The organism is Chryseobacterium defluvii (assembly GCF_014204415.1).
GTDB classification, from domain to species: Bacteria; Bacteroidota; Bacteroidia; order Flavobacteriales; family Weeksellaceae; genus Chryseobacterium; species Chryseobacterium defluvii_A.
This window is the reverse complement of the sequence record NZ_JACHLE010000005.1, coordinates 42,873-56,344: the sequence shown is the minus strand read 5'-3', so window position 1 is coordinate 56,344 and position 13,472 is coordinate 42,873. Positions and strand designations below refer to the sequence as shown.

The window sequence follows — 13,472 nt, the reverse complement described above, 5'->3', positions numbered from 1 at the left end:
TTATCATGCCGGAGGAAACTCAACAGTTGAGTAATACGGTTTAGATTCCACGCTCCATTTTATTCCGCTCTGAATGGCAAACACGCTGTTGATTTTTATCCGGCAAATTTACGATTTTACAATTTTTCCTTTTTGCAATTTCGCTTTTCCTTACATTTGTAGACATTCCGGAATTAAAAAAGGATGAATATGGATTTATATATGATTGACAAAAAGCATAAGGAAACACTTCATACGGATAATAACAACTACGAATATATCACAGTAACCCACGACGAAAATAAGGTAAGGATCTACACCCTGAAAAACGGACTGAAAGTTTTTCTCGCCCAGAATTTTGATGCCCCGAGAATACAGACATTTATTCCGGTAAGGACAGGAAGCAATAATGATCCTTCCGACAATACGGGACTGGCACACTATCTTGAGCATATGATGTTCAAAGGGACTTCAAAGATCGGTACGCAGGATTGGCAGAAAGAAAAAACTTTGCTGGATCAAATCTCAGAATTATATGAAGATCATAAGGCTGAACCAGATCCTGAAAAGAAGAAAGAGATCTACAGAAAGATAGATGAAATTTCTCAGGAAGCCAGTCAATATGCAATTGCCAATGAATATGATAAGCTTATATCTTCCCTGGGAGCAAGCGGTACCAATGCCCATACCTGGTTTGACGAGACTGTTTACAAGAATAATATCCCGAATAACGAGCTTGAAAAATGGCTGAAAATAGAAAAGGAAAGGTTCTCGGAAATCGTTCTTCGCCTTTTTCATACAGAGCTGGAGTCGGTATACGAAGAGTTCAACAGGGCACAGGATAATGATACAAGACTGGTAAGCTACGAACTTATGAGTGCTCTTTTCCCGACCCATCCAAACGGGCAGCAAACAACTTTAGGGCGACCGGAACATCTGAAAAATCCATCTATGAAGGCTATTCATAAGTATTTTGACGAATACTATGTTCCTAATAACTATGCGATGGTTCTGGTAGGTGATCTGGATTTTGAAGAAACCATTCAGCTTGTAGACCGGTACTTCGGAACAATTCCTTACAGGGAACTTCCGGAGAAAACTCCAATTGTAGAAAAGCCAATCACAGAAGTTGTAAAAAGGACCGTAAAGAGCCCTACCACACCAAGGATTCAACTGGCCTGGAGAACAGACAGCTATGGAACCCGTGAGTCTATGCTGGCTGATGTTGTTGCCAATATTTTAAGTAACAGGGGAGAGGCAGGATTATTGGATCTTAATATCAATCAGACCCAAAAAATGCTTTGGGCACAGGCCTTTTCCATTGGTTTAAAACAGTATGGTTATTTTTCAATCGTTGCCGTTCCTAAGGAAACACAAACATTGGATGAAGCAAAAGATATGGTTTTGGAGCAGATAGAGCTGGTAAAAAAAGGGGAATTCCCGGACTGGATGCTTCCAGCTATCGTCAGTGATTTCAGGCTTCAGAGAATGAAAGGGCTGGAAACAGCAGAAGGCCTTGCTACCAATCTTTATGATACCTATATCAAAGGCAGGATCTGGGAGGAAGAGCTAAATGAAATGGAAGAGTACGAACGCTTCACTAAGCAGGACGTTATAGAATTTGCCAATGAGTTCTTTAAAGAGAACTATGTAGCCGTATATAAGGAAAAAGGAATTAATGATAAGCTCGTACGGGTTGAAAATCCGGGAATCACTCCGGTAAAGATCAACCGCGAGACCCAATCTGAATTTTTAAAACAGATCCTGTCTGAAAAAACAGAAGATATCCGGCCGGAGTTTATTGATTATGGCAAAGAGATCTTTACAGATACTGTAAAAGGCAAAAAAATAAGCTTTGTTAAAAATAAATATAATGATATTGCCCAGGTGCATTTTATTTTTCCGTTCGGAAGTGATCATGACAGGGATCTGGGACTTTCAACGCAAATACTTCAATACCTGGGAACAGATCAGTTTTCTCCTGAAGACCTGAAAAAAGAGTTCTTTAAAATAGGAGTTACGAACGATTTTAAGACAGCTTCTGATCAGCTTTTGATCTCGCTGAGCGGACTGGAAGAAAATATTGAAAAAGGAATCGGGCTGCTACAGCACTGGATGTCTGAGGTGAAACCGGATCAGGCTATTTATAAACAGTTTGCTGATACTGTCCTGGAAAACCGGGAAGCTGTGAAAAAGGATAAAGGCCGTATCATGACAGCCCTGACGAATTATGCTAAACTGGGCAGCTTTTCAAGGTTTACGGATGTTATTACTAAAGAGCAATTGCAGAGCAGCAGGGTGGAAGAGTTTACAGACAGGATGAAAAGACTGTTCAGCTATCCTTATGAAATATTTTTTTACGGGAAAGATTTTGACGGCTTTAAGGGATATATCGATACATATGTTGAGCCTGAAAGCCTTACAATTTCCGAACCTAAAAAGTATCCTGAACCTGAAACCAGCGGAAATGTGTATTTTACAGATTACGATATGGTACAGATGGAGATGAGCAAGATAGGAAAAGGGAATAAGGTAAATACGGATAATTTCGGAAAGATTAATGTCTTCAATGAGTATTTCGGAAGGGGTTTATCGTCCATCGTTTTCCAGGAAATCCGTGAGAGCAAGAGTCTGGCTTATTCAGCCTATGTTTCTTATGCGGCCAATCCGGAGCTGGGCCGCCCGGATTATGTAACGACCTACATCGGGACACAACCGGATAAACTACAGATCGCCGTGGATACCATGAATGATCTGATGAGTGAGCTTCCCGAAGTACCGATCCAGTTTGAAAATGCTAAAAATGCAGCCCTGAAACAGATTGCTTCAACAAGGATCACCAGAACGAATATTTTTTTCAATACCTTAAAGCTGAAAAAACTGGGAATTGAGTATGATTTCAGAAAAGATATTTACAGGCAGATCGAAAGCTTAAGATTTGAAGATATTAAACAATTCTATGAGACAGAGATAAAACCGCTACATTTTAATACGGCCATCATCGGTAAAAAAGAAAATCTGAACAGGGATGCGGCCAATGTTATGGGAACTTTTACCGAAGTCAGTCTGGAAGAGATTTTCGGATATTAGGAAAGAGATTTTTAACTTTGGTCCCGGTTGGAAGAAAGATTCCGACCGGGATTTTTATTTATAGAGAAACATCTATATTTCTATCGATATATATCTATTTGAATTTCTGGTAATTTCATTTTAGATGTTGTTACTTTGCAATAACAAAATGATGAAAATTTTTTTAACCTTTATTCTCATCTTGCATGGCACATTAAAAAACACAAATTTTATATGCAAGAGCTAGCAGATTAAAGATTAATAATCCCCCTGAAAAAAAATTATATCTTTGGTTCTGGTCGGAAGAAATTCTGACCAGAACTGTTTTTATGCCCCTTTTTATGTCATGGCACAGTCTCCGTCTCCATCCTGAAAATAGGGTGTGAAGTTTTCCGGGAGCTTTTCAAAAAAACGTTTGTGGAACATATATCTTCTCTCAAAATCACGTTCATAGATCTTTGGGAATCCTTTTGCCGTAATGATCTTTTCATTAAGGGTGGTTTGATAGCTCGTCAGGGTTTTTATTTTTTTCTCTATGATAAAATAACTTAGAAAATCAATATACAGGGTTAAATCTGAGTTTGAAAATAGATAAGGAATTTTAAGGTGGCCGTCACGGATGAATAAAAGTGAGCAGGTCTCCAAAACACCATGATGATCATAGATCTTTACCCAATGATACCTGAAAACCTGGGCAGTATTGGAGAAAAGGTATTTTTCTTCCTTACTTTTTCCTTCCAGCACCCACGGATTTTCCATGATCCAGTTAATTTCCGCAGCATTGCGGTTGCTTTTGAATCGTGAAATGAATTCAGCACTTTCCGTATCTATTTTATCAAGAATCTCAAAAGTAAAATCCGGCTTTTCCGAGAAATAGTTCTTAACCGAAAGAAGTGAATTGATCCCAAGGTCGGTAATCCGGAAAAGAGGTTTCATAGGTTTTGTTTCTGGCTTTTTTGACGGAATAACGGTCGCCAGATCAGACCGGAAATAATACCGCTTGCCTTTTTTAGACTCTATATACTGAAAAACACCTATTTTGTTATACAGGCTCTCTGCTTCTTTGGTAAACTCGGTGATGGAAATGGCTCCGTTATATTCTTCGAAAGCTTTGTTCAATAATGTTTGGGCAATTCTTTTTCCCCTGAATTCATTGCTTACATAGATGGTGCTTAGCCATGCATACTTTACAGGATTTCCATCAATAAGAAAATGATCCGGAAAACACCCCAGATACCCGGCCAGCCGGTCATCATCGAAAGCTAAAATAAGCAAGGCCTGTTCGTCATCCGCCTTTGGGTTCCTGATCTGGGATTTTGCCCTTTGTTCCGTGATCGGAAGAAAATCATACTTTCTGAAATCACCGGATGATACAAATTCTGCAAGCTCTTTTTTATTAAATGTTTTTAGATGGATCATTTTCTTACAATTCTGTTTTTATTGAACAGCTTTTTAAATCTGAAATAGGCAATCTCTTTTTTTAATAGGGTCTCCGCACTTTCACCCGTTTCCATGGGTATTCTCTGGAAATTTCTTTCTACGCTGTCAAGTTTGATACCGGCACCCCCAAAGGTGCACAGGATCTCTCTGTTTCTAAATAGCTCATCAAAAAATGCTTTACTTACCCCAAAATCCGTAAAAGGAAAAGCAAAGCTGTCTCCATGAAAACCATTCTCCTTTAAATAACGAATGCTTCTGTTCGTAGTTTCAAGCTGTTGCTCTGTCGGTAACTCATGATATAAGGGATGATCCCAGCTGTGTGCTGAGATCCCGAAGCCTTTTTGGGTCAATATTCTTAGCTGCTTAAGGCTTAAATAAGGTTTTTGCTCTTTCAGGAACAGGGTAAAATCGAGCTCAAGACTTTCAGCAAGTCTTTCAAGGATTTCTTTTTTCAGGTAGCTGATGCCCAGTATCTTCTTTCTGATCTTTTCCTGTGATTCGTTTTGAGATTGAAGAATATTATAAAACTCAGGGTTTACATCCGTTTTTTTGTCAAGCTCATTAATGATCAGGCTTGCCTTGCAGCGGAACATCAGATCCTGATTATCAATAAAGCCTGGATTCACAAAATTAACAGCATAGATCCCTTTTCTTTCCAGAACAGGTGCCACCACATCATAAAACTCACGGAAACCATCATCAAAAGTAAGCAGAACGATCTTCTTTTGGGGTCTGAATTTACCCTTGACATAGTCTTTGAATTCATCCCAGCTTACAAACTGAAAACATTTTGATAAATAATCAAGATCTTCTTCAAACTGTCTTACATTTTTATACCTGATGATCCTGTTGAGGTGAGGCAGGTTGTCGTCAGAAACACAATGATAAATGGGCAGGCAGTAGTCCAACGGAAATGTTCTTTCGGTATTTCCGTTCTCAAAACCTGCGAGTAAGCTTATTATCCTTTCCTTTATCATATTTAATAAAAAAGAATCTATTTAAAATCATCCGGAAGGAAGAGTTTAAATAGACTCCAGAGTTGATATTTAAAAAATTATTTTATGATCTTCATTTCATCGATCAGCCATTTTGAATCGGCAAATTTATCGATGACAAAAAGAATATACTTGGTATCCACCATAATATTCCTACTGAAACGCGGATCGTAATTGATATCACTCATCGTTCCTTCCCACTGTCTGTCGAAGTTTAACCCAACCAGATTTCCGTAGGCATCCAGTGCCGGGCTTCCCGAGTTTCCTCCCGTAGTATGATTGGTCGCAGTGAAGGCTACAGGAACATCACCTGTTTTATCTTTATAAACTCCGAAATCTTTCTTGCCATAAAGATCGATCAGCTTTTTAGGAACATCAAACTCATAATCTCCCGGTATATATTTTTCGATAACCCCGGCAAGGTGGGTCTGATAATCATAAGAAACCGCATCCCTGGGAGCAGAGCCTTTTACCTTTCCGTAGGTTACACGGAGAGTAGAGTTGGCGTCCGGAAAGAATTTTCTGTCTTTATCCGTTGCCATCTGCTGAGCCATGAACTTCTTCTGCAAGGCATCAATTTTTGCCTGAAGCGAAGTATAGTGAGGATCAGCTGTTTTCATATAAGCTTCTTTTAAGCTGCTGAAAAGTATATAAACAGGATCATTCTTGATGGTTTTGATCAGCTGATCCTGATCTGAGAACGCTTTTTCTATATCCTGCGATAAAGATGCACCGTTCACTTCCGATCTTCCCGTAATCACAGAACTTTTAGAAACTTCCTCTATGGTCTGGATATTCTGAGCTTCATTTTTATATTTTTCAAATCCGGCAGGTAAGAACTGTGGTGCTGTTTTATTAGTGTACAATGCAAGTAATTTTGCCGTCACTTTTGCATCCAGCTCGGCACTGTAATCTTTGTAAAAAGAAGCAAGTCTGCTCTTAAAAGAAGCCAGACTTTTCTCATTCATTTTTCCTGCTTCAACAGCCGAGATATAATTGGAATAAAGATTGGCAAGCGTTAATGTTTCGGCATTTCTTACTACTTCTGAATAATAGGCATTGTTTAAAGCATACGGAGCCTGGTCGTTATACAGTCTGTTTAATTGGTCGATTGTTGTTTTGATCTCAGGATTCTTAGTGATCAATGAGCTTTCGTACATCGATTTTTTCTGTACGGCATTGGATTTCTTCAGCCCTTCAACTTCCCCGATCCACTTCTTCCAGTAATTGGCTACGGAAGCATATTTTGAGGAATATTTGATACGTGTTGCATTATCCACACGCATTTTCTCATCTAATGTTTTCAGAGCTACATCACGTACGGCGATCCTTGCCGGATCAATCTCGGTCATGATCTTTTCTACGGCAATGGCCGGAAGGTACTCTGTAGTTCTGCCCGGGAATCCGAATACGAAGGTGAAATCGTTTTCATTTTTGTCCTTTATAGAAACCGGAAGGTAGTGTTTCGGAACATAAGGGACATTGTCCTTGGAGTATTCCGCAGGTTTATTGTTTTTATCGGCATAGATCCTGAACATGGAGAAATCTCCCGTGTGTCTCGGCCATACCCAGTTATCCGTATCACTTCCGAACTTTCCGATACTTTGAGGCGGGGCACCTACCAGACGGACATCCTTGTAAGTTTCGATGGTATAGGCATAATATTTATTCCCGTAATACATAGATTTTACAGAAATAGTCTGATAAGGTTCTGTCTTTTGAGAATTTTTATAAGTCTCGACATTGCCCGCAATTTTTTTCGAAAGTTCGGATTCCGTAAGGTTGTCCGTACCTTCTAAAATCTGATTAGTTACTTCTTTGATGTCTACAATGAAATCTACGGTGACGCCCGGATTGGGAAGCTCCTGTCCCATGTTTTTGGCCCAGAATCCGTTGGTCAGAAGATCATTTTCAACCGTAGAATGATCCTGGATATTATCATAACCGCAGTGGTGGTTGGTCAGTAACAAGCCTTTCGGTGAGATGATCTCAGCGGTACATCCTCCGTTGAACTGTACTACAGCGTCTTTTATACTTGGTTTTTGAGGGTTGAAGATGTCCTTTGCAGAGATTTTCATTCCCAGGTCTTTCATTTCCTTTTCATTCAGCTCGGTAGGGATCCACATTCCTCCGTATTGTTGCGCAAAAGCCATTGCAGCCGGCAAAAGAAATACAGATAAAAGTATCTTTTTTGTCATAATCAAAATTTTGCCCTAATTTACAAAGAAAATTAAAATGAAAGGGTATAAAATCCCAAAGCAGGCTGATAAAGGAAAAATAAGATCAGTATTGACGGATCGGAATGGTTAAACGATTGGAAAGCCCGATAAATACTTATTTTTTGTTTTTATTCTAAAATTGATAAGCAGTGATTTTAGGATTGTTTCTCAGTTCTTTGACCAGAGATTCATGGTGTTTCTTTTTGCCTGACAATACCCATGTTGTAGTAAGATTTCCCTGTGTATATTGTTGTTTAGATATTTTGAACCTTAAATGGTGTTTCCTGAAAAGTTCTTCACAATATACCGTGTCATTAGCATTTACAGTTTCTATTTTGTATTCTATGATCTTATGGTTTCTGTCGATCACATCTTCCAGGTAAGTAAGAGCACTTAAAATCAACAATACGAGAACGGTCCCCAAAAGTGATAAATAAACATACCCTGAACCCACTGCCATGCCTATGGATGCTGTTGCCCAAATGGTAGTTGCCGTGGTAATCCCGTCAATCTTATTATCTCCTTTAAAAATAACTCCGGCTCCCAGGAAACCAATTCCTGTAATGATATTGGCAGCTAAACGATCCGGATTTTCAATACCGATTTTAATGGAAAGTATGGTAAATAAACAGGAACCGAAACATACTAAAATAAAAGTACGCAATCCTGCAGATTTGTTCCGGTATTCGCGTTCCGCCCCAATAAATAAGCCGAGAAGAACAGATATGAATATCAGCAACAGCTCATTTTGAATAGAATGATCGTTTAAAAATTCCATCTTTTACACTTTTAACTAGCTCAGAATAAAATTACGATAAAATAATCAATAACAAGATTGGATATGCCCGGAAACAGGAAACGTCAAAAAAATAATTAATTTAGAGGCTGTAAAATAAAAATTAAAGTGATACCTGAACTAAAATCAGCCATTGAAAGTTTGTACATGGTATTTTCCATTTATCCTCTGAATTCGAAAATTCAGAGCTGCCCATGCTGTGTTTCAGAGGATGATAAAGAGAAAATTCATATAAAATCTTTGAAAGATCTGGATGGTGAAGATCTTTCAAGATACAGCTTCAAAGCTATGACAACTTGGGGAAGTGTAGATGATTTCAGGCATTTTTTACCCAGGATTTTTGAACTTTTGGCAACGGGTAACCTGGTAGTTTCAGAATTCGTTATTCTCGGGAAGCTGGAGTATGGCGACTGGCAAAGCTGGCCGGATAATGAAAGGGCCGCAATCATCGGTTTCCTCTATGGATGGTGGAAGAACAGCCTTGAAAGCAAACCTTATTTTGAAAAAGAAATCTTTGTGGAAATATATAAGCTCACAAAGAATATGGATCGGCTCTTAGAGTCTTGGAAGGTAGATTTTGACAATAATAGCTTCAAAGCTTATGTCGATCTTATTGAAAATTATTATAGTGAACTTGCTACTGAAAGAAGTGAACTTCGGGATGTAAAGGGAAGTGATAGGGAGAAAATGAAGAGCTGGATCAATACCCATGCTGAAAAGCTTGAGGAAGGGTTTTTCCGTTTTGAGAATACAGATAAGGAATTCGCAGAAAAAATTTCCACGGCTTTATATATCATTGAAACAAGCAGATATAGTGGCATACAGTAGAATTAGTTTCATATAAAATATCACCTTTTTATTTTCTTTGATCCTATATCTGTGTCATCTGTTATCCTGATGTAGAAGGATCTGAATGATGATCAGTTTATACGGATCTTTCTAAAATAAGAAAGACCGGAAGAGAGCTCCGGCCTTTTAAAGTCTTTGATTAGTTTTAAAGATAGTTTACTGTTTCTCAATCAGATCCAAAAACTGCTGCTCATCAAGGATTTCTATGGTCCCGATGTCCTGGGCCTTTTTCAGCTTGCTTCCTGCTTTTTCTCCTACAACAAGGAAATTAAGGTTTTTGGAAACCGCCGAAATATTTTTCCCGCCATGCTTTTCCACCATTTCTTCTGCCAGTTCTCTGGTGAATAATGATAATTTACCGGTGAAAAGGAAGGATTTCCCTTCCAAAACATTCGACAGGACTTCGTTTGTGCTTTCTCCTTTTTCCAGCTGTACGCCATATGATTTCAAACGCTGGATCATTAATATATTTTCAGGGTTTTGGAAGAATTCAGCGATGCTTATGGCAATTTTAGCTCCGATATCCTCTACCTGGCAGAGCTCCTCAACGGTAGCATTCTTAAGTTCTTCAATCGTCGGGAAATTCTTTACCAGTTTTTTTGCCACGGTTTCTCCCACATGCTTGATCCCGATCCCGTATAAAACCTTTTCAAAAGGGATTTCCTTTGATTTTTCGATACCGGAAATGATATTCTGGGCGGACTTTTCCGCCATTCTTTCCAGTGGAAGAAGCTGTTCTTTTGTTAAAACATACAGATCAGCAGGATTTTCTATGAGTTTTTCCCTGTAAAGCTGTTCAATGGTTTCGCTTCCCAGGTTTTCAATATTTAAAGCTTTTCTGGAAACATAATGGATCATCCTTCCCACTACCTGAGGCGGGCAGTGCAGTTCATTGGGACAGAAATGGATCGCCTGGTCTTCAATTTTCACCAATTCTGTTCCACATTCCGGGCAATGCCGGATGTATTCTATCTCCCTGCTTTCTGCATTCCTTTTTTCAGTGTTTACTCCAACGATCTTCGGAATGATCTCACCACCTTTTTCTACATATACGAAATCATTTTCATGAAGGTCCAGCTTTTTGATAATATCTTCATTATGGAGTGATGCTCTTTTTACAATGGTGCCGGCCAATAAAACAGGTTTCAGATTGGCGACAGGGGTAATGGCCCCGGTTCTTCCTACCTGGTAAGCAACACTTTGCAGTTCTGTTTCTACTTTTTCTGCTTTGAATTTATAAGCCATTGCCCAGCGTGGTGATTTTGCGGTGTAGCCAAGCTGTCTCTGCTGTTGCAAAGAATTAACTTTCAATACAATTCCGTCAATTTCAAAAGGCAGGTTGTGGCGTTCTGTATCCCAATAATTAATAAATTCCTTTACTTCATCCATTGTGGAGCAAAGCTTAGCCTGCTGAGAGGTCTTAAAACCCCAGGATTTTGCATTTTCCAATAATTCCCAATGGGTTTTAGCAGGGATTTCTTCTGAAATAAACTGATATAATACTGAGGAAAGCCCGCGTTTTCTCACCTCGGAACTGTCCTGTATCTTAAGACTACCGCTTGCGGTATTTCTCGGATTCATAAAAGGATCCAGGCCTTCTTCTTCACGCAGTTTATTGATCTTGTCGAAATTTTTTCTGGTTAAATAGATCTCGCCGCGCATAAAAAAATGTTCAGGATAACCACCTTTCAGAGTAAGAGGAATATCCGAGATCGTCCGGACATTGGCGGTGATCTCATCACCCTGAAATCCGTCACCTCGTGTCACGGCCTGTGTCAGTTTTCCATTTTCATAAAGGATAGAGATGGAAGCACCGTCATATTTTAATTCTGCAACAAATTCCACAGGCTCATCAATGGTTTTAATGATCCTCTTTTCCCAATCTTCCAGATCATCAAAATCATAGGAGTTGTCCAGGGAATACATTCTGAATTTATGCTGAATGGTAGGGAATACTTTCGTAATGCCTCCGCCCACACGCATGGTAGGAGAGTTTTCATCATAAAATTCAGGATGCCTGGCTTCTAGATCCTGAAGCTCTTCCAGTAACTGATCAAATTCATAATCTGTAATGGTAGGCGTATCCAGTAAATAATAATTTTCATTATGCTGATGAAGCTCTTTGCGAAGCTGTTCTATCTTCTGTTGAATGTTTTCGGACATTGCGGGTTATCTTTTAAGCAAAAATAAATAAACTAATCTCATTTAAAAAATATGGGAATTAAATATTCGGATCATAATGGGTTATTATAGAGTTTCATCATTGTGAAGAATGGTAAAATATTTTGGTAAATAGGTGACGTTTAAAAATCAATTCTGAAAATAAGATTAGTAATATCTATTTTTGTATGATGAAAAATTTTATCTTAGGATTAACTGTTTTAAGTACGGTATTGATGACGGCACAAACTCAAATTATTGCACACAGAGGGTATTGGCAGACGCAGCCCCCTACGACGGAAAACTCGGTCAAAGCGTTGGAGAATGCCCAGCAACTAAAGATTTACGGAGCTGAATTTGATGTAAGAATGTCTAAGGATGGTATTCTGGTTGTGAATCATGATGAGAATCACGGAAAAATGGAAATTACCGGAACGGATTTCAGGGAATTAAAAAAACTGAAATTATCCAACGGTGAAAATCTTCCTATTTTAAAAGATTATCTGAAACAGGGAAAAAAAGACCCTTCCGTAAAGCTGATCATCGAGCTGAAACCTATCAGTTCTCAGGAAAAAGAAAATGAGCTGGTAGAGAAAACTATTAAAATGGTAAAAGATATGAAGCTGGAATCCCAAAGTGAATTTATTTCCTTTAGCCTAAATATCTGCAAAGAGGTCAAAAGAATAGAACCAAAATTTAAAGTTCAGTATCTGAACGGTGAACTGTCACCGGAACAGATCAAAAAAGAAGGCCTTGATGGGATGGATTATCATTACAGTGTTTTCAGCAAAAATCCGACATGGATCTCCGAGGCAAAAGCATTGGGGCTGATCACCAATTCATGGACGGTAAATGATATTACGGTTTACGAACAACTGAAAGCGCAGGGAATAGATTTTATTACGACCAATATTCCTGACCAGCTGAAAGACAAATAACCGGGATAAAAGATAAAGATTTCGGCCGGCCTTTTAAGGCCGGCCGAAATCTTTATAGTATTGGAGGGAAAATATTATCAATAGAGGAATTGGGGCGGGCTTTATCCAAAAACTAAAATAATCTTGCGGACTTCATAGATTAAAGAATATGAATTCGGAAAACAAGTTTTATTTTTGTACTAAATTTATCACATGCAAAATTATTTAGAATTCAATTTCAAAATTTCCCCGCTTCAGCCCTGGAACGAAATATTAATGGCAGAGCTTATTGAAATAGGCTTTGACAGCTTCACGGAAGAGGCAGAAGGTATTTTAGGATATATTCAGAAAGACCTGTTGAATAAGGATGAGCTTAAAGCACTTCCTATTTTTGGGAATGAAGAGGTAAAGGTCGAATATTCATTTCAGGAAATGCCGAATATTAACTGGAATGAGGAATGGGAAAAGAATTTTTCGCCCATCAATATAGATGATAAGGTGCTGATCAGGGCAGAATTCCATGAATCCGTACCCGGAATGCATGAGATCATCATTCAGCCTAAAATGTCTTTTGGGACAGGGCATCATCCTACCACCCACCTGATGATCCAGCAGATGATGGATTTTGATTTCAATGGTAAAGAGGTTCTGGATATGGGATGCGGAACTTCCGTTTTGGCGATTTATGCCAAACAGCAAGGAGCGGATCATGTGAAAGCCATCGATATCGATGAATGGTCTGTAGAAAATTCTAAGGAAAATGCAGAACGAAACGGAGTAAAGTTAGACATCGAACAGGGAACCGCTGACAATTTGGGAAAAGAAAATTATGATATCATTTTAGCGAATATCAACCGGAATATTCTGATCTCGGATATTTCAACGTATGTTTCTGTTTTGAATGATGGAGGGAAACTATTGCTTTCAGGATTGTGTTTCTTTGATGTGGATGATATTATGGAGGTTTGCAGGGAGAATGGCCTTGAATTGAAAAAACAGTTACAGCGCGAAGAATGGGTAAGCCTGTTGTTGGAAAAATAACAGTATT

Annotated in this window: 9 protein-coding genes; 4 read left to right on the top strand and 5 right to left on the bottom strand. The window is 38.8% G+C overall.

All coding sequences use genetic code 11. The annotated features are described in order from the left end of the window. Positions 1-189: 189 nt before the first annotated feature. Positions 190-3,069 carry a M16 family metallopeptidase gene (locus HNP38_RS14780; RefSeq protein ID WP_410493775.1) on the top strand — a complete coding sequence of 960 codons (2,880 nt, stop codon included), beginning with the start codon at positions 190-192 and terminating at the stop codon, positions 3,067-3,069. Between the two features lie 318 nt (positions 3,070-3,387). Here HNP38_RS14780 and HNP38_RS14775 read toward each other — a convergent pair whose 3' ends face one another. From HNP38_RS14775 to HNP38_RS14760, 4 genes are all read right to left on the bottom strand, one after another. Then, entirely contained in the window at positions 3,388-4,467 is a 1,080-nt protein-coding gene (locus tag HNP38_RS14775; protein ID WP_184190886.1) for a GNAT family N-acetyltransferase, read from the bottom strand. Then, entirely contained in the window at positions 4,464-5,465 is a 1,002-nt protein-coding gene (locus HNP38_RS14770; RefSeq protein ID WP_194299357.1) for a polysaccharide deacetylase family protein, read from the bottom strand. The genes HNP38_RS14775 and HNP38_RS14770 overlap by 4 nt, the downstream gene beginning before the upstream one ends. 77 nt (positions 5,466-5,542) lie before the next feature. Continuing rightward, a complete protein-coding gene (locus HNP38_RS14765) occupies positions 5,543-7,681 on the bottom strand; it encodes a S46 family peptidase (protein ID WP_184190884.1) in 2,139 nt (712 codons plus the stop codon). Positions 7,682-7,835: 154 nt separating this feature from the next. Beyond that, positions 7,836-8,480: an MgtC/SapB family protein gene (locus HNP38_RS14760; RefSeq protein WP_184190882.1), complete on the bottom strand. Its 645-nt coding sequence runs from the start codon at positions 8,478-8,480 to the stop codon at positions 7,836-7,838. Positions 8,481-8,606: 126 nt separating this feature from the next. Here HNP38_RS14760 and HNP38_RS14755 point away from each other — a divergent pair, with 126 nt between their 5' ends. Continuing rightward, the gene (locus HNP38_RS14755; RefSeq protein WP_184190880.1) at positions 8,607-9,326 is read left to right on the top strand and encodes a hypothetical protein; all 720 of its coding nucleotides are present in this window, start codon (positions 8,607-8,609) and stop codon (positions 9,324-9,326) included. A gap of 177 nt (positions 9,327-9,503) precedes the next feature. On the opposite strand, the gene ligA is transcribed toward HNP38_RS14755, so the two are convergent. Beyond that, entirely contained in the window at positions 9,504-11,510 is a 2,007-nt protein-coding gene (ligA, locus tag HNP38_RS14750; protein WP_184190878.1) for an NAD-dependent DNA ligase LigA, read from the bottom strand. Positions 11,511-11,695: 185 nt separating this feature from the next. On the opposite strand from ligA, the gene HNP38_RS14745 reads away from it, so the two are divergent. Continuing rightward, the gene (locus HNP38_RS14745) at positions 11,696-12,445 is read left to right on the top strand and encodes a glycerophosphodiester phosphodiesterase family protein (protein WP_228461078.1); all 750 of its coding nucleotides are present in this window, start codon (positions 11,696-11,698) and stop codon (positions 12,443-12,445) included. 192 nt (positions 12,446-12,637) lie between these two features. Then, positions 12,638-13,465, top strand: coding sequence for a 50S ribosomal protein L11 methyltransferase (gene prmA / locus HNP38_RS14740; RefSeq protein WP_184190876.1), 828 nt, complete (start codon positions 12,638-12,640; stop codon positions 13,463-13,465). Positions 13,466-13,472: the final 7 nt, after the last annotated feature.